Below are 23,856 nucleotides of genomic sequence, written 5' to 3'. Positions count from 1 at the left end.
AAATAAAATTAGCCTTGTCCTTAACACCTTGGTACACTTGCACTTTGAGACATCGCAATTAGCTCTGCAGGGATTACTGCATACCTCGGTTTTGGTATTTTATGGTTCTATATTGCGTTAGTGGATCAACCAAAAAAAGCACCGAAAATGGCTGCGCTTGGCATGTGTATCCCAGTAGTTTTATATATTATGCTATATATCCTTTGTATTGGTGTATTTGGTCGTGAAGTAACCTCAAATCTGCTTTATCCAACTGTAGAAGTGGGGAAAGTGGTCGATATTCCGGGTGGTTTTTTTGAACGATTCGAATCCGTATTCTTTGTCATTTGGATTATGGCTATTTTTAATACTGCATCAATGGCTCTGGACGTAGCTGTGCTTGCAATTAACTCCATTTTTAGAAAGGTGAAAAAACTAAAGATACTTTTAATTTTATCACCAGTCGTTTACAGCATCAGTATGTTTCCTCAAGATAAAGTTCAGGTATCTTCATTTGGTGCAATGATGAGTCAATCAATGTTGATATATTCTGTCTTTGTTTTAATTCTTTTGGTTGCTATCGCTAAGGTGAGGGGAGTGAAACGAGATGGGTAAGCGATTATTTCTGCTTGTATGTTGCCCGATTTTAGTGCTTTCAGGATGCTGGGATGAAACGGATATAGAAGAACGCGGTTTTGTGATCGGTTCTGCGATTGACCTGGATGAAGGTGAACAAGGGAAAAAAAATCGCACCGTTACCATGACTAATCAGTTTGTTGTGCCAGCAAAATTAGGTCTGCCAGGGGTTGGTGATGGCGGATCAAAAGCCTTCACAAATATATCGGGCAGTGGTAAAAGTTTGTTTCAAATTATCCGTGAAATGGCGACCAAAATCGGACGTGCACCCTATTTTGAGCATTTAAAGATCATTATTATCTCTGAGGAAGCAGCACGGGAGCCTGATTTATTTGGCGGGATTATGGATGTATTTATTCGCGATCAGGAAATGCGCAGAGAAATTAAAGTATTAATTTCCGGACAGAAGGCTGCGTCTATACTGGATATAGAATCCGATGTCGAACAACTACCAGTCATGTATATTAATACTATTATGGAAAATACTGTTAAATCTGCAGGACTACTTAGACCTGTCAAAATGGGGGATATGCATGAATATTTACTGGAGGAAAGCAATTATGTCATTCCAAGAATTTATTCATTAGGTGACAAAGTAGTTATTAATGGTGCGGGTGTCTTTCGGGGGAAGCGTAATCAGCTAATTGGCACGATTAATGATGAAGAAGTAGTAGGATTAAATCTAATTACAAATAATACGGATGGTGGATTTATTCAATTTGAAATCAATGATCAATTAATGGTTTACGAGCTGAAGAAAACAAAAAGTAAGATAAAAATAGATACGAAAGATCAGGATAATGTAAAAATAGATGTAACTATTGATACAGAAGGAAATATTAGTGAGATGCACGGGGAAAGAAGTCTGCTGGATAAGAAATTTCTTAATGAAATGGAGGAGAAAATAAATGAAAAAATCGAACGAGTGGCAAATGAAGTAATTAAAAAAGGTCAGGAAGAACTAAAGACGGACTTTTTTGGCTTTAGCGATATTTTGCGGACAAAGCATTATAAAACATGGAATGAAATGAAAGACAACTGGGATCAAGGTGATAACCTATTTGCAAACAGTGCGATTAACGTAACAGCAGACGCAATTATTCGAACAACCGGTGCCAGTGATCGTGTAAAAGAACAGGGATTGGAGTGATGCGATGCGTTCATGCGGGACAGAGGTACAGGCACCGGGTCTTTCGATTAAGGTAAGACCGGGTACATAGAGGCGGATTCCTCGACTTAGGAAGAAAAGATTCATGGAACTGGAACCCTTGATTAAGGTGAGAACGGATGCAAGGAGCCGGACTGCTCGACTTAGGAGAGAACAGATGCAAGGAGCCGGATTACTTGACTAGGAAAAAACAGATGCGAAGCACCGGATCCACTTGAGGTTAAAGTAGATACCAGTGATCTGGAAGAAGTTTAAGAAAGAGAGTGATTGTCTTTTATGTGGGAAAATTTAATAGGAAGATTGCCGGAAAAATTAATTCTTTTTTGTACTGCATTGGCTTTTATAATACCATATGCCATTAATAAAATTAATCAGAAGCTGCATAAATATGCCGATCCTCCCTGGAAGAAAGATCAGGGTGAGAATCCATGACGGAAGCTCTCACGGACATAACGAGCCAGGAATAGAGCATTTTTGTCCTCGCAGGATCGAATATTGCCAGTCCCGTAGAATGAGAAGTTTGAGTCCAATCTATGATACACTTATGTAGAAAAGAATAGGGGTGTAGAGATGGATTTACAAACATATTTATCACTGGATGCCACAGATATGGCAGAATTAATTCGAAGCAAAGAGGTAAAACCAAGCGAGCTGCTTTCGCTGAGTTTTCAACAACTGAAGAAGGTTAATCCAAAACTAAATGCAGTGATCCATGACAGAAAAGAAATAGTCTTAGCTGAAGCGAATCATGTAACTATAGAGAACCGTCCATTCGCAGGGGTTCCCGTTTTATTGAAAAATATTTCGCAAAGCCTAAAAGGGGAGCCACTGACTTCTGGATCAAAATTGCTAAGGTCTTCCATCGCAGACCATGATTCCCATTTTGTTGGAAAACTGCGTGAGGCAGGATTTTTATTTATGGGACATACGAACGCTCCAGAATTTGGTTTGAAAAACATTACCGAGCCTGAAATGTATGGTCCAACAAGGAGTCCATGGAATCCGGATTATTCACCTGGTGGCTCAAGTGGAGGCTCCGCCGCAGCAATTGCTTCCGGAGTTGTTCCGTTAGCTGGTGCAAGTGACGGGGGAGGATCGATTCGTATCCCAGCATCATTCTCCGGTCTATTTGGTCTCAAGCCAACACGTGGCAGGACACCAGTTGGACCAGGAGCCGGTCGCCAATGGCAGGGAGCATCGATTGATTTTGCTTTGAGCCGGAGTGTGCGGGATAGTGCGGCAATGCTTGGTCTGTTGCAGGTTGTACAGCCAGAAGCTGCATTTCAGACACCATTATTTCCGGGAAGCTATAGAGCGGAAATGGAGCGTGGCTATAAACGGCCATTAAAGATTGCATACATGATTGATTCTCCGGTCGGCACACCTGTTTCCAAGGATGCGAAAAGAGCGGTGGAGCGAACAGTCAGATGGCTGGAGCAGCAGGGTCATCATGTCGAAGAAGTGGAAAATAACGTAGATGGCATTCAATTAATGCAAAATTACTTTTTAATGAACAGTGGAGAAATTGCAACAGTTGTACGACAGCTGGAGTCAGGTCTTGGACGGAAAATTACAGCAGAGGATGTCGAGATTGAGACATGGCTATTAAATGTCGCGGGCAAATCCGTATCTGCAGCAGAATTTTCTGAAAGTCTTGCCTCATGGGACTCAGCTGCAGCGCAGATGGCCGAGCTTCATCAAACTTATGATTTTTACATAACGCCAGTATCTGCATATACTGCACCGAAAATAGGTGAGTTAACACATAGTGTTGCGGAGCAGGAAAAGCTTCGTGAACAAATTGCTACATCTGATAAGAAGGATCAACAAGCCTTGATTTATGAGATGTTTTTACCAAGCTTAACCTATACTCCATATACACAGCTCGCCAATTTAACTGGTCAGCCGGCAATGTCCGTTCCGGTTCATCTGTCTGATGAGGGAATGCCGCTTGGTGTACAGGTAATGGCATCAAAAGGAGAAGAACATCGGTTATTACAGCTCGCGCATCAGCTTGAGCAATCTGAACTGTGGGTCGGGATGAGAGGCAATCGTTATTTTGATTAGGTGGTAAGAAGCTCTACACTTAGGGTAAGGAGCTTCTTGGTTTGGGAGGATTTTTCTATTTAATGAGTGCGAAAAGTATGTGAGAGCAGCTCAATGTGCCCGATCGGACTAAAAACAGTGGCCACCGGTCGCATATAACAGCTCCTGCGTCCAAACGAATCCAACTGAAAGATGGAAATCTGCCAACCCCTACTCGTAAATCCAAGAGTCCTATAAAAAAATCATTATTTAAAATAAGCAAAAATTAGGATTCGTTAGGAAAACTTTACGAAAACTTTAAAATAGCGATTAATAAGGAAAAAATGTTGAAATTATTACATTATAATTGTATTATAGTATTAAATTAAATCATACGATATTTATAAAGGTATTTCTTACAAAAAAGCTCTGCGTACAGTGTAGCTTTTTTGCTTTTTCTATCACTTTTCCATTAAAGTTTTGTTATAAGTGCGTGTTCAAAAAGGAAGATAAAAAGGACCGAGAAGTTCGAGGCGGCATAGCTCCTGAGTACCGGAACGTATGCAATTAATACGTGAGGAACGGAAAAGTAAGCCAACTAGAAACATCGATGTGTCATTTTTACCGGACTATTTGAACGTCCTCTATAATTTAAGAAAAATGGGAGACGAATTAATGGGGCTATTAAGAACTTGTAAAAAAGGAAAAAGACATTTTGTAAAAGGAAAATTAGATGCCGTATGAGGGGAACTACTAGAAACCTTCAGATAGGTATTTAAGGTTACTTTACCATAATTTGCGAAATTAATTCTGAAATAAAATATTTAACCTCATTTGCACTAACGGGGGCTTTTATTAATGAGTTATCATCTGGCATTTGAAGGTGGTTACTTAACGATAAAAGAAGCCAATAACATTTTTAACAACTTGCCACTAGAAATAACATTTATTGATAAAAATGGTATTTTTAAATACTTCAACGGAAAAATAGATTCATCTGAGATGATGTTTGTGCGAACGCCAATTTCAATTGGTCGTAATGTGGCAAATTGTCATCCTCCAAAGAGTGTTAAGAAGGTAATGAGATTAATCCAAGACCTTAAAACAAAGAGACGTTCGGCTGAAAGTATGTGGTTCAGAAAAAAGGGTCAACTCATCCATATTACGTATAAAGGTGTGTTTGATGAGGATGGGAAGTATTTAGAGATTTTGGAGTACGTTCAAGATATACAGACTTTCCTGGATCTGTTACGAGAATTAAAAAAGAACTTAGTAAACCAGATGAATTGTTTTATACGCTGTATCTACTAAAATGTTTTCGCAAATTTATGAGTGGTTTTGTCCATGAGAGACGCTCTCATGGACAATCCCAACTAAGCCCGACCATTAGAGCTCTTTTTTCTAACAAAACCATCATGGATAATTCAAATAGAGAAGACAAATTCAATCCCACAATTTCCGCTCGCCATCCCAATAGCCTGAAATATATCGGTTATTTATAGTACACCCATCGATTTGATCCGACAGCTGTAAAGTGTCTGTTGAGTATCCTATTAATTTTCTTTTTGGATGCTATCACCTGACACCATTCGTGGATAATATTAGTAGTGATTTTCTGTTCCGGAAATAAGACCATAAATCCCTTAACAGCTCGCATTACTGCAGATGCATCTTTTTCGCCATGCCCACATTCGTCACAAACACACATTTTCCCATCAGAAGTTACAGAAAATGAATTGCATTTTTCACAGGTTATTCCTTTTTTTAGTTGGTCAAAAGTATAATCTGGAACCTGGGTAAAGGGAGACTTTGCAATATGAAGAGACATTAACTTATCAGCAATAAATTTATGCTTTTCATTCAATTTGGAAGAGATTGTTTTTATTTTACTTAAATGACGATTAATCTGATTTGGAAAAATAATTGGCTTATTGAGAGGTGCTTGATACAAGATGAAACTGGGATTGATGAAAATAACAGTGGCTTCAATTGGAAGATTGATCTCGTTCTTATGGAATAACTGACGAAGTAATGATTCACTTCTGTTCGACTGGTGCAAGGGATTGGTAATTTCATAATCGGGGATCTTGTGAAACTTATCTTTTTCGTAATCGTAATAATAATCTCCTTCAAAATTCTTTACTTCGAAGATAAAAATTGTATGTGATGTGATAATCGTCGTATCAATTTGAAATAAGGTGTTATTTATTTTCAGAAGCAAATCATTTAATATGAGACAGTCACACTGAAGCTTTTCCGTCAGCGAATCAAATTTCACTTCTCCTTCAAAACCCCTAAGCTGGTTTAAATAATACTGCTTGGTCTTACCTGGCAAAATCATTCTGACATTTAGCAATTCCAATTTACGTAATTCAATAGACTTTGTGCGGGATTTATATGGCACTTTTGACATATTCCACAACCTTTCTTTTATTAAAATCATTATACTAAATAAATTGAAGATTTGCATCATTTTTTGTAAATTTATAGAAAAATATTTTTTAAAGGAGATATAAGAGGATCAAAAGAATGCTTTCTAACAGGGACAATCAAGAATCGGTAGCGCAACCTGTCCGTGAGAACGCCTCTCACGGACAAACGAGCCCCATTTCCAGCGCAAACTGTCCATGATAACGCCTGTCATGGACAAACGAGCCCCGTTTCCAGCGCAAACTGTCCATGAGAATGCCTGTCATGGACAAACGAGCTCCATTCCCGGCGCAACCTGTCCGTGAGAACGCCTGTCACGGACAAACGAGCTCCATTCCCGGCGCAACCTGTCCGTGAGAACGCCTGTCATGGACAAACGAGCCCCGTTTCTAGCGTAACCTGTCCGTGAGAACGCCTGTCACGGACAAACGAGCCCCGTTTCTAGCGCAACTTGTCCGTGAGAACGCCTGTCATGGACAAACGAGCTCAAATACCAGCGCCAACAGTCCGTGATAACGCTTCTCTATGCCCGAACGAGGTCGAAGTGTGAGCAACCGGTCGAAGAGAACTTCTCTCTACGCCCAAACGGAGCAACCGGTCGAAGAGATCGCCTCACCACCACGCCCGATCATCCTAAACAATTCCACCACCTTAAATCGCAAGAATAATTCTACTATTATTACTTATTGATTTAAGGTTTTAATTTTCCGACAAGCCGTTTATAATGAATTTTGCAATAACCATATACTTTTATTTTCAGAATATTACTAACTAGACAACGGGGAAGGAGCACATATATGAGGAAGAAAAGAAAGGGCGTCTTTCAACGCTCTCTGGATGGTGTTGAACTGGTAGGAAATAAATTACCTCATCCTGTTACATTATTCGCAATATTAGCATTAGCCGTCTTGGTATTATCTGCCGTACTATCTCCACTGGGAATAAGTGTAGAGCATCCTGGTGATGAGGGCGGAACGGTTGAAATCAATAACTTATTAAATGCAGAGGGTCTGAAGTATATTTTTGGTAGCATGACCGATAACTTCATTGGCTTCGCACCACTTGGTGTTGTACTTGTAACAATGCTTGGGATTGGCGTGGCGGAGCGAACAGGCTTAATTAGTGCATTATTACGTGGTTTTGTTCTGTCGGTTCCCAATCGCTTTATTACAATTGGTTTAGTATTTGCAGGTATTATGTCCAGTGTCGCTTCAGATGCAGGGTATGTCGTTTTGCCACCACTTGGCGCATTAATATTTGCGGCATTGGGAAGACATCCACTCGCTGGTTTGGCAGCTGCGTTTGCAGGGGTATCTGCAGGCTTTAGTGCGAACCTGGTTTTATCAGGAACGGATGTAATGCTTGGGGAGCTGACAATCGCAGCAGCTGCCATCATTGATCCGGCTTATGCTGAGACAATGAACATTGCAATGAACTGGGTCTTTATTGCTGCTTCTGTTTTTGTACTGACATTTATCGGTACATGGGTGACAGAAAGAGTGGTAGAACCTCGCCTTGGTAAATATAAGGGCGAACATGAAGAAGGAAATTTAGAAGGTCTTACTAAAATTGAGAAAAAGGGTCTTATTTATTCAGGCATATCTGTTATTGTTGGACTGATTCTCACAGCATTGCTTATTCTACCGGAAAATGCTCCGATGCGTGGTACAGAAGGAGATACAATGGCTCAGATTATCCAATCACCATTTATGAGCTCACTTGTGCCGATTATTGCAATCTTATTCTTTGTGCCAGGATTGGTTTATGGAATGATAACGAAAACCATTCGAAATGATAAAGATGTTGCAGGACAGATGTCGGATACGATGGCATCAATGGGAATGTTTATTGTTCTTGCCTTTACTGCCGGTCAATTCGTAGCATACTTTAATGAATCTAACATGGGACTGGTACTTGGAGTATATGGAGCAGAATTTTTAGATAGTATTAATTTGACAGGGATTCCACTCATATTGATGTTTATTCTAATTACGGCATTCATTAATTTGTTTATTGGTAGTGCATCAGCTAAATGGGCAATGATGGCCCCGATATTTGTACCAATCATGATGCAATTGGGTTACTCACCGGAACTAACGCAAATGGCTTATCGTGTAGCTGACTCAACAACAAACATTATTTCGCCACTGATGACATACTTTGCAATTATTATTGCGTTTGCACAAAAGTACGATAAGAAAATGGGAATTGGTACATTAATTTCCACCATGCTGCCATATTCTATCTACTTCCTAGTAGGATGGACAATTATGCTTGTCATTTGGATGCTATTTGGTATTCCTCTTGGACCAGGAGGACCACTTGAATATCACCCATAAGAAAAACGATAAAGCATCTTTCAAGAGATCAGAGGTTAGAAGTTGGATTTGAAGAAATCAGTGAAAGAGTCGATTTCGTTTATACTCTCTTGCCACTTAAAAAAGATGGATCTTTCACAAAGTACGGGGAAATTAATAGTTTTGTTTCTTTAAAAACACATTATACCGGTTCAGAATAAACCAACTGAACCAACCTGCCCCGCAAAATGTGATTGTAGCAAAAAAATACACCACTTTACGTATGAGTGGTGTATTTTTGTTTAGAGAACCTTAAATCTGTTCATACTAGATATCGATCTTACTAAGAGTATGCTTTTACTTCATAGTACTTTTTTAGTATAGTAATAGTAGATATAGTAATGATATTAACCATAGTCTGAGAGGGGTCGAAAAACGTTGATGCAAGAAACAACTGTATATAATGAAAAAATAGATAAAGTATTAACCAATATAAATAAAGTAATGATTGGCAAAGAAGATGTTGCAACATTAAGTTTAGTTGCATTATTAGCTCAAGGACATGTGTTGTTGGAAGATGTCCCTGGTGTTGGGAAAACCATGCTTGTTCGTACATTGGCAAAATCATTAGATTGTGATTTTAGAAGAATTCAATTCACCCCAGATTTATTACCTTCTGATGTTACTGGCATTTCCATTTATAATCCGAAAGAGCTTGAATTTGAGTTTCGCGGAGGTCCTATTCTAGGAAATGTTATTCTTGCAGATGAAATTAACCGTACTTCACCTAAGACACAGTCATCCCTTTTAGAAGCAATGGAAGAAAACAATGTGACCGTAGATGGGCAAACCATTCCACTTCAGAATCCTTTCTTTGTAATGGCCACACAAAACCCAATTGAATATGAAGGGACGTATCCATTGCCAGAAGCACAGCTGGATCGTTTTATTTTAAAGCTTAAAATGGGTTATCCATCATTTTCAGATGAATTGGAAATGCTTGAACGCACATCTAAAAATCACCCGATTGAATCCATTACTGCTGTTATGGATAAAGCGGAGTTAGTTACTATTCAGGAAGAAGTAAAGGATGTATATATTAGTAAAAATGTGCAGCATTATATTATTAATCTAGTAGCTAATACAAGATCTAATGCCGCTATTTTTCTTGGAGTGAGTCCAAGGGGTTCGATTGCGTTAATGAAAGCAGCCAAGGCATATGCATATATTTATGGCAGGGATTATGTTCTTCCGGATGATGTGAAGTACCTGGCGCCATTCGTATTATCTCATCGCATAATTTTAACCTCTGAGGCTAAATATGACGGAATGACCACAGAGCAGGTGGTAGAATCAATCGTTAAAAACACACATATCCCGATTCGAAGGGAATTTAATTGATGAAAGAGTCACTACGGTTTATATTGAATTTTGTTTTCATCGTGTTATTATTTCTTATTCTATTTTCCTATGCGATGTTTCAAGGTGGATTTACGAGCTGGTTTCTATTTTATAGCTTTCTTCCAATCTTTCTCTATCATTTGGGATTGCTGCTTCACCCGGTCCAGAAGTGGAAGATTGATCGAAATCTATCAAAGCATGTAGTCCGTGCCGGTGATAGTATTTTAGTAACCATCCGTATTCAAAGATCTTTTCCTTTTCCGTTATATTATTGTATTTGTGAGGAAATTTATCCTAATTCATTGAAGCGAATGGATAACCGTAAAGATAAATATCATTATATGAATCAACCAGATAAATTAAATATTGATCGAAAAATTAAAAAAATTGTCTTTCCATCGATCCGAAAAGTATTTGAGTTTACGTACAGAATGGAACAAATTCCGCGTGGTGAGCACCAATTGCAAGCAATCCGCATCAGTACAGGCGATGTATTTGGTTTTGTGAAAAAGGAACATATTTTTAGGCTTCCAGATCAGCTGGTGGCCTACCCGAATGAGCGACCGATTTATATGGCTGCACAAATGAGCAGCTTTGAACAGGGATCTGTTTCTTCTTATTCATTAAATTTAAAAAATACCAATGTAGCGACAGGTATTCGTGAATATATGCCTGGGGATAAATTTTCCTGGATTGACTGGAAGCAAACCGCACGAAAAAACGAAGTGATGACGAAAGAATTTGAACAGGAAAAAAGTACGGATGTATTACTAGTATTAGATAGTTGTGACTTTAAAGGAAGTAATCCTCTAGCGTTTGAGGCAGCTGTTGAGGTTACTGTATCTTTAATGGAAGTAATTCGCAAACAGTCAACTCAGATAGGACTAATATCTATCGGAGAAAATGTCATTCAATTTCCGATGCATCATGATCCGAAGCAGCAGGACTTTATCAGGCGGCATTTAACAAGGATTCAATTATCCGGAAGTCAACCATTTGCTGTGAAATTAAAGGAAGAAATGCTGAAAATAGGTAGTGGGAATATAGTAATCATTATTACAACACATCTAGATGATGCATTCAGACAAACCCTTCAGCAGATAAGTGAGCGGACTAAACAGGTTAGGGTCATCTTTATTAAGTCAGCTAAACTGATTTCCAAGACAGAGCATGCGATGATTCAGCAACTACAGTTTGATGGAATAGGTATGCAAGTTCTAACCGAGGACCAATTAGCGAAGAATCCAATTGAGGTGAACATGATATGAGTTTAACGAAGAATAATATCCCATTCCTATACACCTCGATATTATATTTCTGCGGTTTTTTCCTATTTTTAGAATGGCTCTATCCTGTAAAAGACATTACGGACACGAGTAACCTAACGATCTTTATTATCTATACGTTGTTTTGCTTTGTCATCTCCATGTTTCAGATGAAATGGTGGATTGGATTTTTATTAAAAGGATTTGGACTACTGTTTATTATTGATGGTTTATTTTTTGAATACAGTTTTATGAGCAGGTTATGGTTTGAGTATTTATTTATGGAAATTGGGTTTAACGTCGAAACACTTTTCTCTCAATCCTGGTATCAACTGACTCCTATATTTCGCAGTGTGTTATTTTTATTATTAATCTGGTTAATGAGTTACTTACTTCATTACTGGTTTGTGGTCATGAAGCGAATCTTTCTATTCGTTTTGCTGACATTTATTTACCTCGCTATATTAGATACATTTACCATTTATGATGCAGGTATGTCAATGGTTCGCACATTCATTCTTTCATTTATTGCTTTAGGAATAGCCAATTTTATGAAAGAATTGGATAAAGAATCGATTCGGTTTACTTGGATTAGAAAAACACCGATTTGGCTAATTCCATTAATTGGTATCGTTTTGTTTTCAACAATGATTGGGTTTGCGGCACCTAAATTGGAACCACAGTGGCCAGATCCAGTACCATTTCTGAAAAGTACTGCTGAAAATGCGGGTAGTGCAAGTGGTTCTGCTGTTCAAAAGGTTGGATATGGCGAGGATGATTCACAGTTAGGTGGCTCATTTGTTCAGGATTATACACCTGTTTTTCAGGCGGCAGTTGCAAGGGAGCATTATTGGCGAATTGAATCAAAGGATGTTTATACAGGAAAGGGCTGGGAGCTTTCCGGTGATCCGGATTATCAGCAGCAAACAAACGGCTCTATCTCCCTGGCTACATTCCATCCAGAAGCTGTTGAAAGCGAAAAACTTGAGGCGATGATTGATTTTCAAGGGAATACAGATATTGACAAACTGATTTATCCTTATGGGATTCAACAGGTATATGCAGCAGATGCAGATTATTATCTCGATGGTTTTTCCGAGGCGATCGAGACAAGGGTCAGTGGGGAAGCTGCAAGTCTTGATAGTTACACGATATCCTACAATAACCCATCATTTGATCTGAATAAACTTCGTGAAACAACCGAAGTGGAACAGATTAATTCCATGGAACGCTATACACAGCTTCCTGAAGATTTACCTGATCGAGTTGAGGAATTAGCCGAAGAAATTACTGCCGCATACGATACTCGTTATGAAAAGGCAAAAGCAATTGAGGGCTATTTTGGCAGGAATGGTTTCACATACCAAACAACAGATGTACCTGTACCGGCTGAGGATGAGGACTATGTGGATCAGTTTTTATTCGATTCGAAAGTGGGTTATTGTGATAACTATTCTACATCCATGGTCGTTATGCTCAGAGCACTCGATATTCCAGCAAGGTGGGTAAAGGGCTTTACGAGTGGTGAGATGATTGCTGATGATGTAGCTGAAACTGGGGATTCTTTTGATGTCTATGAAGTAACCAATGCGAATGCTCACTCCTGGGTGGAAGTATATTTTCCGGAATCAGGCTGGGTACCATTTGAGCCGACGCAAGGGTTTGATAACCTGACCGATTTCCATACAGACGTAGAAAATAGTGAATCCGAGGAGACAGAAGACGACATATTAGAACCAATGCCGGAATTGGATGAGCCAGAAGCTCCTGAAATGCCAGAGGAGGAAGAAGCGGAAACTGCCGCTGCTGCTGCAAGTGATGCTGATTCGTTTGAGTTAGAAAGCTGGCATGTTGCAATTGGTGTGGGAGTGCTTTCGATTGTGGCTTTGATCATTTTTAAAACAAGATTCCGTTGGCAAACCTATATAGTGAAAATGAAGTTTATGAATAAGCAGGATGCAAAAACGTACCAGGATGCATACCATCATTTGATAAAAATTTTAAAGTATAAAGGGATTACGAAAAAGCCTGATCAGACATTACGTGAATTTGCAGAACGAATTGACGAACGGTTTACCACAAATGAAATGGGTCAACTAACTACTCATTTTGAGCGGATGCTGTACAAGGATGAGATCAACGACAAAAACGCGAAAGAGCTCACGCAATTATGGAAAAATTTAATTAAGCGAATAATGGGTTGACCAAGCTATTGCTGGTTAGTATTATAAGAACATATTAGAAATGAGACATGCTTTAAAATTATAATATATAAATTTTTGCCGTTCGTACATCCTTGGGAAATATGGCCCTGAGAGTCTCTACCGGAGCACCGTAAAAGCTCTGACTATGAAGGTAGTTATCTGTTATGTTATCTATGTAACCTGGATTTCTGCCTTTTTGTAGCTATATTTAGTATGCGAAAAGGGGATGTGCAGGTTATTTTTGTAGGGGGAAGGGTAATCATCGACCGTTTGCCTCGAATTTCAGTCAGTTTGCGTAGAGAAGTGTTCTCAAGGACAGTTTGGTCATGTAATGTAGCAATTTTGTCCATAAGAGGCGTTTTTATCGATCGTTTAGATATTTCGCCCTCACTATAGCGGTGGTTCGGACTTAGAGAAAATCGAATGAAAGCACTACACAATCAAACCAAGAAAGAACTAGTAAAAGATACAATAGACAGGAGCGTAATTCATGGAAAATAATGAAATGATATTAGTATTGGACTTTGGTAGTCAATATAATCAATTAATTACTCGGAGAATTAGGGAATTTGGTGTTTACAGTGAATTACACTCACATAAGCTAACGGCAGAAACCATTAAAAAAATGAATCCAAACGGAATCATTCTTTCAGGTGGTCCGCACAGTGTTTATGATGAAAATAGCTTTCGTTGTGATCCGGAAATTTTTGCTTTGGATATTCCGATCTTAGGGATTTGCTATGGAATGCAGCTGATGGCCCTAAACTATGGGGGGAAAGTTGAAAAGGCAAAAAACCGGGAATATGGTAAGGCGCTTATCGATCTGAAAAATGATCCCATTTTATTTAAAGATTCACCAGCCAGTCAAACAGTCTGGATGAGTCATGGTGATAAAGTAATGGCCGAACCGCCTTCATTTCAAATTGATGCAACAAGTCCATCCACACCGATTGCTGCAATGAGCAATCCAGAGAAAAAGCTTTATGGTGTGCAATTTCATCCGGAGGTTCGCCATTCGGAATACGGTAATCATCTTTTGAAGCAATTTGTTTTTGAGGTATGTCAAAGTAATGACGATTGGACAATTGAGAACTTTATTGACATGGAAGTAGAGAAAATTAAGAGTAAGGTTGGCGACCGAAAAGTTTTATGTGCACTTAGTGGCGGGGTGGATTCATCCGTTGTTGCAGCATTGATTCATAAAGCCATCGGTGATCAGCTTACATGTATTTTTGTCGACCATGGTCTGCTTCGTAAAAATGAAGCAGATGATGTAATGGAAGTATTTGCTGAAGATTTTCAGATGAATATTGTTAAAGTCGATGCAAAGGACCGTTTTTTATCTAAACTGGTAGGGGTGGACGACCCTGAGAAGAAACGGAAAATAATCGGCAATGAATTTATTTATGTATTTGATGATGAAGCAGCTAAGCTGAAAGATATTGAATTCCTGGCACAAGGCACATTGTATACAGACATTATTGAAAGTGGAACGGAAACCGCACAAACGATTAAGTCCCATCATAATGTTGGTGGACTTCCGGAGGATATGCAATTTGAGCTTATCGAACCATTAAATACACTTTTCAAGGATGAAGTACGTGAACTTGGTACACAATTAGGCATACCGGAACATATTGTCTGGCGCCAGCCTTTCCCTGGACCAGGATTAGCTATTCGTGTGTTAGGTGAGATAACTGAGGAGAAACTTACGATTGTTCGTGAATCAGATGCTATTTTGCGAGAAGAAATTGCTGCAGCAGGACTCGATCGAGATATATGGCAATATTTCACCGTGCTGCCGAATATAAGAAGTGTTGGAGTAATGGGGGATGCAAGGACCTATGATTACACCATTGGGATTCGTGCGGTTACATCTATTGATGGAATGACATCGGATTGGGCACGTATTCCGTGGGATGTTCTAGAAAAAATTTCGACGAGAATTGTAAATGATGTAGAGCATATTAATCGGGTGGTTTATGACGTAACGAGCAAGCCGCCTGCTACGATTGAGTGGGAATAAGAATACAAATTAACTTGAAGAGGGAACACCGATTTATAAGGATTCTTCCTAACTTAATATGGATAAAATGATTTAAAAAAAGATAGTTCCCTGCCAAAACCCTGCCAAAAAAATAAATTGGTGGGGTTTTTTGTTTTTTCGTTGAATTTTGGTAGAGAACTTTTTAGTGATTATAAATAACTTTTATTTCTTGATTAAGTGGTATAAATTGCTAATAGCAATAGTAAAGCCAATCATTTATTTCTGATTGACTTTTGTTATTTTATACACTTTGTGGAGTTACAACTACTTACCAATAGGAGACCTTGCGATACCCATGGACTTTATTTCACTACCATAAAAATATTAGGCTCTACAACCTATTAAACCTTATTACATTAACTAATATCCATATTTTAAAATAATAAAAATAAAATAAAAGTAATACGAAATAAAGCGAACAAATCCGATTGTCGATAGTTAAACATTCGAGTTTTGTTCGCTTTAATTTTAATTAATCATCAATATATTTTGCTTTAGATTTATCCGTTATTTCTACATTTTCACTATCAAAAGCCGCCACGTTTACTTTATTTGTAGATGGTTCTACGTAGAATTCATAAAAATTTTCTGGTTCATCTTTGAAAATGATTTCTGCGTTATAGTTTCCTTGTTTTGAATCAAATACAATTTCTTTTTCTTTAATGAGGTCTTCATAATTGTTTTCAGTGATGTATGAATCTATTATTTCTGTACTTTCTTTTTTCTTATTATAGAAAAACATAAAAACTGTTCCTCCTATAAGTAGAACTAAAACAATAATTATTATGAGAATATTCCTAGCTTTTTTACTTTTAGTTATTGACATATAATGGTAGACTCCTCCCTCAATAAATTTCGATTTTCTTAAAATACCTCTGCTTTTCTCCATTTTCCTTCTATTACTGTTGAAGCATTTTGGTAGGGTCAGGAAGATACTGCCGTTATAGGATAATTTTGGAAATAAACAATCTATCTAAATAAACCTAGCAATTGGTTTTCCAAAAACTGGATGGTTTATTTCCTATGATCGCACCTTAGATCTCCACATTGAACATGGTGGTGGACCCTCCCATTTCTCTCGGCGTCAATGCGCGTACATTCCTTCGTTCGACCTTACCATGTGTGGATGCCGGAAATGCTTATAAAGTGGGTCTATGCCCTAACGGAGGTAATATCGACCGGCTAATCCGTGCTTCGAATGTAATAGAAATAAATCTAGATAATAGACAACGTATTTTCTGTTTTTCGTGTGTTTCTTAAGCTGTTTCCTGTAACGTATTCAATTGTGGAATGTCTTATAATATGCAAATAATTTAGCATACTTTTTCAGGGAAGTACAGTAAACATACTGGAGGTATTTGAACAAAAGCCCCCCATTTTGGAGGGAATAAAGTGACGCTTTACACTAACACCTCTTTAGTTGATATCTTTTTACGACTTTTAGCTACTCAAAAAGACATGCCAATTTTTAGACATGTCTTTTAAATTACCTGACTAGTTATTTTTATTAATTGATAATTCAATTGTTACTCCATAAAAAATTCCTGTTTCGATATCGATAAATTGACCATTTGTTCCATTAAATTCTTTTTCTTCAGTATAATAGCCAAGTTCTTTAACAATTCTATCATCATTTGTAAATAACAAGCGATAATCTGGATTAGGTATATCAATGTCTGCAGTTGAAGAGGATTGTGCAGATTCTATTTCTTCTATTAAATCATTTATTAAACTTTCATCAGTAATAGTATTGATTTCTACTTCTTCATCCCAGTCTTGTATTTTTATTAACGTTATAGCTTCGTTATCAAAAAGATCATTTTGTTTACAAGCAACCAAGGAAATCATAGAAATACAGAGAATTACAAATGTGATTTTTCGCATTTTTTTACCCTCTCAAACTAATTTGATTATTGGTTAAGCAAAATTTCTTCAAAATCATTCTTTGCCCATTGAGTAATCTCACCAGTTAATTCATCTATTATTATATCATCTTTTACTAACACTTTTCCAGCTGGACCCCCTACAGGAAAATAATCATAAGGAATTTCAGAATTATAATCAGCTGGATCAACTTGTTCTAAAAAGAAATAGTATTGTTGATCTTCTTCAACTATTTCATTATTAAAAACAGAATACTGATTACTGTCTTGATAATAACCACCTACATCTCCCATTTTTATTGCATCATCGTTTTGAAATGCTTTGGTTCCTGAATTGTTTTTATATACTTCCATAATATTTAGATCACTAATCGTATAAGGTTCATTATCTTTATTTAATTCTACGGTATCTGTTTTATTAATTGTAGCTTTTACAACGAGGTCACTCTTTTTATACATATCTTCGATGTTATTATACTGTACCCAGTCTATAATGGCTTCTTGATATTCTGTATTAGAAGTATCTAATGAATTTGATCCCAATCCTGTATTAGTGTAACGAAACTCAATCCAATCAAGGTCACTACTCTGTACTGTTGAGTATCCATTCCAACCTTGTTGCATTATTGATACTCTATTTGGATCTGAAGGATGAGCGAGCCCTAATGTATGACCTATTTCATGAGTAGTAACTTTTTGTCTAACTGCTGAAGGAGTCCCATTATTTATAGAATTTTCAATTGTTCTAGAGTTTACAATAGCTGCAGTAGTTATGAGTGTAGTATCATTAGTTGATTGCCATGAGGGATTTGTAATAGCTTGACCCCAAGAGTCCATTGCTCTAGAGTCTACTACAATGTCTAAAAATGGTTGAGGATATTGAGAACTATTCCATGGTACAAAGTCTACATAACTTTGACTATTGTTCCAATTATTTACCGAATTCATGACATTGTAATTACCACCTGAATCATTTACAATATCAATGTTGTATTGTAAATTTGACCTATCACTTTCACTCCAGTAAACATGCCAATAATCATTTGCTGTCCCATGGTGTGCACTAACCGAACTAAAACTGACTAATATACTCGATAAAATCACACTAAATATAACGACAAATTTTTTCAAAATAAACATCCTCCTTTTAAAATTGAAGACAATTTAATTTATAAGTTTAAATTGTCTTAATTATCAAGTACCCCCTTAGTTATTAACTAAACATGAATCTATAGAATTATTTTGGATGAGAAGTAATAAGGGGATTTTGAGTTGTCTAGACAGCTTGAATTATACTGCCGTGCCTTGTACTGCAACTACCAGATAACAAAAGTAATTCCACTAAGTTACGAAATGTGGAAATGGTTAATAGCCGATCACTATATGGAAGAAGATACAAAAGTATTTGAGGTTATGTTTTAAAGAAAATAGGAGACTTTCTTCAAGGGGAAAAATTATTTTTGAAAACTGGTATTTTTAGTTGTAAGTTTATATTTAATTTAGCCATGTGTGATGAAGAAAGAAGCGAAATAGGAATTAAGTTTCGTGAAATGTTTTATCATGATATGTTGCTAGGTGCTAATGATACAAGTGAATTGGTTATACGAGAGTTCATTGAGAGTAATGAAACTGTACCTACAATATATGAAGAATGCCACTTCACGCGGGATTTAGTGTGTTTTATGATTTTGACGCAAAAGTAACGGTTGGTGTTTCTAAAAAGACTACTTTAGTAGCCTTTTAATAAAAATACAGGGTAAATTATAGTCAAGTCTATCCCGAATTTTCTTTGAATATCACTTTCATTATCAATGCTAAGTTCATACTGATTTATATTATGTTTTTTGAGTTTTTTCTGTATTGCTTGTTGAAATTTAGTTTTGTCTTCTGTATCAGCAAGATGAAAATACAACACGGAATAAGTTTTATTAACAGAATAACCTTTAATCTCATACTTTTCCATCGTCTGATCAAGTAAATGATGTAATTGCTCTTCTTCTCCTTTAGCAGTATCACCAGATCCAAAATCAACTAATAACGAGGCAATCACAATAAAGGTAATAAAAGAAACAAAAACTAATAATTTTCTCACTTTTAAACCTCCTAAAGACTATACACTATATGGAATTTGCCTAATCGAAAATGATTATGACATTCTCTATAACACATTTACAAGAACATTTTTTATTTCCGCAATCGCCCCCGTTCTAGAATGCTTAATCTTTGTTCTTCAGGAACGGTAAGTACAGACCCAAATTCAAAAATACAATAAAGCCAAACACCAAAATATAAAATAACAGTTTCAAATTAACTCCTCCCTAAAAGTATTGGTAACACCAGTATTCTACAAAATGGCCCGTTTCTTGAATAAATTTATGCTGGAATTGCGCCCGTTCATATTGCGATAAATATATACGCATCATTGTTAAATTAAGTTGTTCGTTTTCCTCGCAATTTCACTATCATTATAATTCCTATGATTAATTCAATAACAGCCAACCCTAATACTGTTTATGGCAATATAAAAGTACATAGTAATGCAGCGTAAAAGTACACAACGTTGCACACAGAAAAAGGCTTGCCAGCCTCCAAATATTACTCTACTGTTATTGGTGCCGAATCAAAACAGTGGAGGTTGAAAGGAATGCTGACAATGCCTGAAATTAATTCTATCAAATGTTTAAGAAATGATAAATCTTTATCCATTAATGAGATTGCGGATATCCATAAAATCAATTGGAGAACTGCTAAAAAATATGCTGATGGCGAACAGATACCTGAGGAAAAAGTCAATAAGAAGAAAGGAATGATGTATGAACAGGAATGGGGAGAGATTGTGTCTGATTGGTTGTTGGAGGATCTAAAGTTAAAAAGGAAATCACGACGGACAAACAAGACATTGTTTGAAAACTTACAAGGGATGGGATTTCCCGGTTCTTATAGAACCGTATGTAATTTCGTGCAAGAGTGGAGGGAAAGCCGAAGTCATCCAGAGGGTGAGGGGCACGATAAGAATTATGAAAGACTCTCCCATCCACCGGCAGAAGCGCAACTTGACTTCGGTCTTATGGAGGCGGTGAAAGATGGAAGATATATTGATGTTCATTGTCTGGTATTGACATTACCTTTTAGTAATAGTGCCTTTGCCATTCCATTGCCTGGAGAAAATCAAGAATGCCTTTTCTATGGCATGAAAAGAATATTTGATCAAATAGGTGGTGTGCCTAAGAAGATTCGTATAGATAACATGAAGACGGCCGTTGTTAAGCCCAGAAGAAACGGTACAGATACTGTATTCACCAATGAATTCATTCAGTTTGCGAACTTTTTTGGTTTTGAACCGCAGGCATGTAACGCATATTCTGGGCATGAGAAAGGGAATGTGGAAAATAAAGTTGGTTATATTCGTTACAATTTTATTACGCCTGCCCCTTTGATAATAGATTTGGAACACTTGTCGCGGCTCCTAGAGGAGCACTTGATTAATGACCGTTACCGAAAACATTATGAGAAGCATCGCGTTATTAATGAGTTATTGGAGGAGGAACATCAATATCTGTGGGCTTTACCGGAAGAAGATTATCCTGTTTTTAAAGAGGAGAAGGCCAAAGCAAACAAATATGGAGAAATTGTCATAGACAAAACGAAAATCTATGTTCCGAAAGGATATAATTATTCGCAGATGTCGCTTATCAAATATTGGGATCGATTTAAGGTGATATCTCCTCATGGAGAATTACTATTAGAAGATTTACGACCTTATATGGAGAAAAGTCGCAAAATACCTTGGGATTCTATTTTAAAAGGCTGGCTTCATAAGCCGCGTGTTGTAGATTATTCCCGTCATGCCAAGTATTTACCTGGACGCATTGCTGAATATATCAAGGTTAATAATTACGACATCAGAAAAGAACGGATGAAGTGGTTAATTTGATTGCTTGCAACGCAAGAGATAACGGAAATCAATGAGCAATTTTATGAACTAGTGAGCTCTCAGTCTAAGACACTTCAAGATCCGGAGAATCATCCTTACGATATTGATTGGTCTAAATATGATCAGCTCCAAAAGACGGATGTTGTGGTAGGTGAGGCACAATGAGTGATTTGAAAGTAATGTGCAAATCCCTTTGCCTTGCTCATACGGCAGAAATATACGAAAATATTCCATTCGAGCATCCTAAACAGTATTTGGAAGCACTGCTGTCTAAAGAACTTCAATTGCGTGAGGCAACCAAGGTGGAAAGGTTAATCAAAAAGGCGCGGTTTCTACAGAAAAAGTCGTTAAAAAGTTTTCAATGGCATGAACAGATTCATTTGCCTCCCCAGCTAGATGCGAAGGAATTGGAGAAACTAAACTTTATTCATGCGAAGGAAAATTTAATATTAACCGGCTCTCCCGGCACCGGCAAAAGTCATTTGGCAACGGCACTTGGCTATGAAGCATGCGAAAAGGGATTAGAGGTAAGGTTCTATCGGATATCGAATTTAGTAACGAGCTTGGAGAAGGCTTGGAAAGAAGACAAGCTAGCGTCATTTCACGGTAAGTTTAAAAATGCGGACCTCATTATTTTAGATGAAATGGGTTATGTGCCATTTAACACCGAAGGGGCTGAATTGTTCTTTCAATTGATTTCTGAGTGGTATGAACAGAAAAGTCTTATTATCACATCTAATCTTGAATTCAGCCAATGGAATCGAATCTTTGGGGATTCACGACTAACAGCGGCACTGGTGGATCGTGTGATCCACCACGCTCATATATTGAACTTTACCGGCGACAGTTTCAGAATCACCCATGCATTATCAAGAAACAACTAAGAATCGGCTGGCAAGCCTATGTATTTTTTCGTTGCAATCTTGTGTACTTTTCTCTTGCAAAATACACCCTAATACAATTAATCTGATTGATGGAAGTGATAAGACACCTAAAACAATATGGAATGCTGTTGCGATATACAAGCCCAATGGGTTTTTTAAATATATACTAAAAATGGCATAAAGTAATACTGCAACCATAAGCCCCAATGCAACCCAAGAAATCCACGATGTCATTTTAATTCCCTCCCTTTTTATTCACCAAAATGGCCCGATAATTGAATAATTGATAGTATAAATTCATACATAAAGCAATTTCTATAAATTATAACATCTAAGCACCTATAATCCTATTGAACAAAATCAATAAGACATCCTTAACGACACTTACATTAAAAACTAATCCTACTGCAACTAAAGCAATAATTAAAAAGCCAATCAGATTGGGAAACTCTCGTTTAAAGCCTAAAAAAATTCCAATATGAACAGCCAGTTTATTTTGAAAAATACCATATTCCAGTCGTTTTTTCATAATTGTTGATACCAAGGTGCTTGATTCATGTGCATTCCTCTAAATAAAAAAAGATGTCAACTAAAGGTGAAAACCTGACATCTTCTTTATATGCTCCAAACCGTTGTGCCATCAGGTGTTAGTGGCTTTTGGAACAGTTTCTTATTGTTTTTCTACCCCCCTGTTAGAAACGGGGGTTAAGGCGTGGCTGTCGCCACGCAGGCTTCGCCCAGCACGTTGGCTTTCGCTTCGCACGCCGCCGCACTGCCCAGCCTTTGTCCGGCCTATTAAGCAATCATGTTTTCAAACCATGTCCTTAAAGGTATTTGATTTGTAAAATTCAAAAGTTACATCGGCTTTTTATCATTGTTATAATTATAAGAAAAGTAGATCTTGAATACTTTCAACAATATTTTTTAAAATGAATGAAAAAGCCGAAATGATCTCTCATTCCAGCTTTGTGATTTATTAAAATCTGTGGCACAGTCGTGGCACACTTTATATCAATTTAAATGTTTTTATTGTTTTTGATATTTCCCTAAATACCTTCATATCAACGATAATGCACCATATTGTATTGGCGAAGTACTGAGTGGGAATAATTCACTAGGAGCATTTGAAGTGAAAACGTTGATTTGACTGCATTTCGATGGTACGTAAAATGGATGAAATGATTAAAAATGAATAGGTTCTCCGCCAAGATTCCGCCAGAGGAAAAATAGGATAAGCGTTTGATGAGTAGGGAGATATCACTTTAATCACTTGACAGTAAAAAGTTCCTCGTAACGATAGAAAATAATATTTTACATATCAAACTAAACCTTGTTCAAAATTAGAACAGGTGTTTCTTATTGTGGTCTTCAAAATTACCCTATTTCATTTAAATTTTAACCTCACAGCTAGGATGCATCCAGAAAACCCTCGTCTTCTGTCCAATCAGTACTTTCCTGCTTACCTCGAATTATTCGATATATGCCTAAATGACTGTGTTTCTCCATAACACGAAAAATGTTTTTCGCAAAATAACGTGTCATTGTCCACTCTGATGGAATGTCGGAGGTTCTGGTTCTCATAAAGAGAAAACTGGACAGGCTGATTTTTTTCCCATATTTTAATGCCATGATCTGAACAACACCCAATGCGATACATGCAAACATGACGTATCCCTCAATCGCTTTTAGTGCCAATGTAATTC

At 37.3% G+C, this 23,856-nt stretch carries 23 protein-coding genes and 1 riboswitch; of the genes, 15 read left to right on the top strand and 8 right to left on the bottom strand.

Annotation, left to right across the window (positions count from 1 at the left end; genetic code table 11):
* Positions 1–120: 120 nt before the first annotated feature.
* The 5 genes from AC6HVZ_RS17995 to AC6HVZ_RS17975 all read left to right on the top strand — a co-directional run bounded on the left by AC6HVZ_RS17995 (position 121) and on the right by AC6HVZ_RS17975 (position 5,119).
* On the top strand, positions 121–594 hold the full coding sequence (locus tag AC6HVZ_RS17995; protein ID WP_497559509.1) for a GerAB/ArcD/ProY family transporter: 474 nt from the start codon (positions 121–123) through the stop codon (positions 592–594).
* Complete coding sequence (locus AC6HVZ_RS17990; protein ID WP_497559508.1) at positions 587–1,765, top strand: Ger(x)C family spore germination protein; 1,179 nt, start codon at positions 587–589, stop codon at positions 1,763–1,765. Before AC6HVZ_RS17995 ends, AC6HVZ_RS17990 begins: the two co-directional genes overlap by 8 nt.
* A 588-nt stretch (positions 1,766–2,353) precedes the next feature.
* Positions 2,354–3,850 (top strand): amidase, encoded by a 1,497-nt coding sequence (locus AC6HVZ_RS17985; RefSeq protein ID WP_497559507.1) that lies wholly within the window; start codon positions 2,354–2,356, stop codon positions 3,848–3,850.
* Positions 3,851–4,369: 519 nt separating this feature from the next.
* A complete protein-coding gene (locus tag AC6HVZ_RS17980) occupies positions 4,370–4,552 on the top strand; it encodes a hypothetical protein (protein WP_497559506.1) in 183 nt (60 codons plus the stop codon).
* Between the two features lie 114 nt (positions 4,553–4,666).
* Positions 4,667–5,119, top strand: a complete 453-nt coding sequence (locus AC6HVZ_RS17975) for a PAS domain-containing protein (protein WP_497559505.1) — start codon at positions 4,667–4,669, stop codon at positions 5,117–5,119.
* A gap of 181 nt (positions 5,120–5,300) precedes the next feature.
* Here AC6HVZ_RS17975 and AC6HVZ_RS17970 read toward each other — a convergent pair whose 3' ends face one another.
* Positions 5,301–6,221 (bottom strand): NERD domain-containing protein, encoded by a 921-nt coding sequence (locus tag AC6HVZ_RS17970; protein WP_497559504.1) that lies wholly within the window; start codon positions 6,219–6,221, stop codon positions 5,301–5,303.
* A gap of 814 nt (positions 6,222–7,035) precedes the next feature.
* On the opposite strand from AC6HVZ_RS17970, the gene AC6HVZ_RS17965 reads away from it, so the two are divergent.
* The 5 genes from AC6HVZ_RS17965 to guaA all read left to right on the top strand — a co-directional run bounded on the left by AC6HVZ_RS17965 (position 7,036) and on the right by guaA (position 15,431).
* The gene (locus AC6HVZ_RS17965; RefSeq protein ID WP_497559503.1) at positions 7,036–8,577 is read left to right on the top strand and encodes an AbgT family transporter; all 1,542 of its coding nucleotides are present in this window, start codon (positions 7,036–7,038) and stop codon (positions 8,575–8,577) included.
* 399 nt (positions 8,578–8,976) lie between these two features.
* On the top strand, positions 8,977–9,936 hold the full coding sequence (locus tag AC6HVZ_RS17960) for an AAA family ATPase (RefSeq protein ID WP_497559510.1): 960 nt from the start codon (positions 8,977–8,979) through the stop codon (positions 9,934–9,936).
* Complete coding sequence (locus tag AC6HVZ_RS17955; protein ID WP_497559502.1) at positions 9,936–11,204, top strand: DUF58 domain-containing protein; 1,269 nt, start codon at positions 9,936–9,938, stop codon at positions 11,202–11,204. Before AC6HVZ_RS17960 ends, AC6HVZ_RS17955 begins: the two co-directional genes overlap by 1 nt.
* The gene (locus AC6HVZ_RS17950; protein ID WP_497559501.1) at positions 11,201–13,405 is read left to right on the top strand and encodes a DUF4129 domain-containing transglutaminase family protein; all 2,205 of its coding nucleotides are present in this window, start codon (positions 11,201–11,203) and stop codon (positions 13,403–13,405) included. The genes AC6HVZ_RS17955 and AC6HVZ_RS17950 overlap by 4 nt, the downstream gene beginning before the upstream one ends.
* 62 nt (positions 13,406–13,467) lie before the next feature.
* A riboswitch (purine riboswitch) is annotated at positions 13,468–13,571 on the top strand.
* A gap of 324 nt (positions 13,572–13,895) precedes the next feature.
* A complete protein-coding gene (gene guaA, locus AC6HVZ_RS17945) occupies positions 13,896–15,431 on the top strand; it encodes a glutamine-hydrolyzing GMP synthase (RefSeq protein WP_497559500.1) in 1,536 nt (511 codons plus the stop codon).
* A gap of 493 nt (positions 15,432–15,924) precedes the next feature.
* Here the strand turns inward: guaA and AC6HVZ_RS17940 are convergent, their stop codons facing one another.
* The 3 genes from AC6HVZ_RS17940 to AC6HVZ_RS17930 form a co-directional block, all read right to left on the bottom strand.
* On the bottom strand, positions 15,925–16,278 hold the full coding sequence (locus tag AC6HVZ_RS17940; protein WP_497559499.1) for a DUF3139 domain-containing protein: 354 nt from the start codon (positions 16,276–16,278) through the stop codon (positions 15,925–15,927).
* Between the two features lie 668 nt (positions 16,279–16,946).
* Positions 16,947–17,336 carry a hypothetical protein gene (locus AC6HVZ_RS17935; RefSeq protein WP_497559498.1) on the bottom strand — a complete coding sequence of 130 codons (390 nt, stop codon included), beginning with the start codon at positions 17,334–17,336 and terminating at the stop codon, positions 16,947–16,949.
* 26 nt (positions 17,337–17,362) lie between these two features.
* A complete protein-coding gene (locus AC6HVZ_RS17930; RefSeq protein ID WP_497559497.1) occupies positions 17,363–18,466 on the bottom strand; it encodes a zinc metalloprotease in 1,104 nt (367 codons plus the stop codon).
* Between the two features lie 141 nt (positions 18,467–18,607).
* On the opposite strand from AC6HVZ_RS17930, the gene AC6HVZ_RS17925 reads away from it, so the two are divergent.
* Positions 18,608–18,757 (top strand): hypothetical protein, encoded by a 150-nt coding sequence (locus AC6HVZ_RS17925; RefSeq protein WP_497559496.1) that lies wholly within the window; start codon positions 18,608–18,610, stop codon positions 18,755–18,757.
* 38 nt (positions 18,758–18,795) lie between these two features.
* Complete coding sequence (locus AC6HVZ_RS17920) at positions 18,796–19,038, top strand: hypothetical protein (RefSeq protein ID WP_497559495.1); 243 nt, start codon at positions 18,796–18,798, stop codon at positions 19,036–19,038.
* Between the two features lie 26 nt (positions 19,039–19,064).
* Here AC6HVZ_RS17920 and AC6HVZ_RS17915 read toward each other — a convergent pair whose 3' ends face one another.
* The gene (locus AC6HVZ_RS17915) at positions 19,065–19,427 is read right to left on the bottom strand and encodes a YolC/YozM family protein (RefSeq protein ID WP_497559494.1); all 363 of its coding nucleotides are present in this window, start codon (positions 19,425–19,427) and stop codon (positions 19,065–19,067) included.
* Positions 19,428–19,895: 468 nt separating this feature from the next.
* Between AC6HVZ_RS17915 and istA the strand changes: the two genes are divergently transcribed.
* From istA to istB, 3 genes are read left to right on the top strand one after another with little or no spacing between them, the layout of a single operon-like run.
* Positions 19,896–21,269, top strand: coding sequence for an IS21 family transposase (gene istA, locus AC6HVZ_RS17910; RefSeq protein ID WP_497559493.1), 1,374 nt, complete (start codon positions 19,896–19,898; stop codon positions 21,267–21,269).
* A complete protein-coding gene (locus tag AC6HVZ_RS17905; protein WP_497559492.1) occupies positions 21,270–21,434 on the top strand; it encodes a hypothetical protein in 165 nt (54 codons plus the stop codon).
* Entirely contained in the window at positions 21,431–22,153 is a 723-nt protein-coding gene (gene istB, locus AC6HVZ_RS17900; protein ID WP_497559491.1) for an IS21-like element helper ATPase IstB, read from the top strand. The genes AC6HVZ_RS17905 and istB overlap by 4 nt, the downstream gene beginning before the upstream one ends.
* Here istB and AC6HVZ_RS17895 read toward each other — a convergent pair.
* From AC6HVZ_RS17895 to AC6HVZ_RS17885, 3 genes are all read right to left on the bottom strand, one after another.
* Positions 22,139–22,387 carry a hypothetical protein gene (locus tag AC6HVZ_RS17895; protein ID WP_497559490.1) on the bottom strand — a complete coding sequence of 83 codons (249 nt, stop codon included), beginning with the start codon at positions 22,385–22,387 and terminating at the stop codon, positions 22,139–22,141. The genes istB and AC6HVZ_RS17895 overlap by 15 nt on opposite strands.
* A 97-nt stretch (positions 22,388–22,484) precedes the next feature.
* Complete coding sequence (locus AC6HVZ_RS17890) at positions 22,485–22,682, bottom strand: hypothetical protein (protein WP_497559489.1); 198 nt, start codon at positions 22,680–22,682, stop codon at positions 22,485–22,487.
* An 878-nt stretch (positions 22,683–23,560) separates the two neighbouring features.
* The coding region (locus AC6HVZ_RS17885) for a hypothetical protein (protein ID WP_497559488.1) at positions 23,561–23,856 on the bottom strand (296 nt) is incomplete at its 5' end.

The organism is Oceanobacillus sp. NCCP-135 (assembly GCF_059698015.1).
The sequence above is the reverse complement of the archived record's forward strand: the minus strand, read 5'-3'. Positions and strand labels throughout refer to the sequence as shown.

Excerpts from the sequence above, each read along its gene's own strand:
- AC6HVZ_RS17990 (WP_497559508.1), top strand. The coding sequence starts at position 587 with ATGGGTAAGCGATTATTTCTGCTTGTATGTTGCCCGATTTTAGTGCTT.
- AC6HVZ_RS17985 (WP_497559507.1), top strand. The coding sequence starts at position 2,354 with ATGGATTTACAAACATATTTATCACTGGATGCCACAGATATGGCAGAA.
- AC6HVZ_RS17980 (WP_497559506.1), top strand. The coding sequence starts at position 4,370 with ATGCAATTAATACGTGAGGAACGGAAAAGTAAGCCAACTAGAAACATC.
- AC6HVZ_RS17975 (WP_497559505.1), top strand. The coding sequence starts at position 4,667 with ATGAGTTATCATCTGGCATTTGAAGGTGGTTACTTAACGATAAAAGAA.
- AC6HVZ_RS17970 (WP_497559504.1), bottom strand. The coding sequence starts at position 6,221 with ATGTCAAAAGTGCCATATAAATCCCGCACAAAGTCTATTGAATTACGT.
- AC6HVZ_RS17965 (WP_497559503.1), top strand. The coding sequence starts at position 7,036 with ATGAGGAAGAAAAGAAAGGGCGTCTTTCAACGCTCTCTGGATGGTGTT.
- AC6HVZ_RS17960 (WP_497559510.1), top strand. The coding sequence starts at position 8,977 with ATGCAAGAAACAACTGTATATAATGAAAAAATAGATAAAGTATTAACC.
- AC6HVZ_RS17955 (WP_497559502.1), top strand. The coding sequence starts at position 9,936 with ATGAAAGAGTCACTACGGTTTATATTGAATTTTGTTTTCATCGTGTTA.
- AC6HVZ_RS17950 (WP_497559501.1), top strand. The coding sequence starts at position 11,201 with ATGAGTTTAACGAAGAATAATATCCCATTCCTATACACCTCGATATTA.
- guaA (WP_497559500.1), top strand. The coding sequence starts at position 13,896 with ATGGAAAATAATGAAATGATATTAGTATTGGACTTTGGTAGTCAATAT.
- AC6HVZ_RS17940 (WP_497559499.1), bottom strand. The coding sequence starts at position 16,278 with ATGTCAATAACTAAAAGTAAAAAAGCTAGGAATATTCTCATAATAATT.
- AC6HVZ_RS17935 (WP_497559498.1), bottom strand. The coding sequence starts at position 17,336 with ATGCGAAAAATCACATTTGTAATTCTCTGTATTTCTATGATTTCCTTG.
- istB (WP_497559491.1), top strand. The coding sequence starts at position 21,431 with ATGAGTGATTTGAAAGTAATGTGCAAATCCCTTTGCCTTGCTCATACG.
- AC6HVZ_RS17895 (WP_497559490.1), bottom strand. The coding sequence starts at position 22,387 with ATGACATCGTGGATTTCTTGGGTTGCATTGGGGCTTATGGTTGCAGTA.
- AC6HVZ_RS17890 (WP_497559489.1), bottom strand. The coding sequence starts at position 22,682 with ATGAAAAAACGACTGGAATATGGTATTTTTCAAAATAAACTGGCTGTT.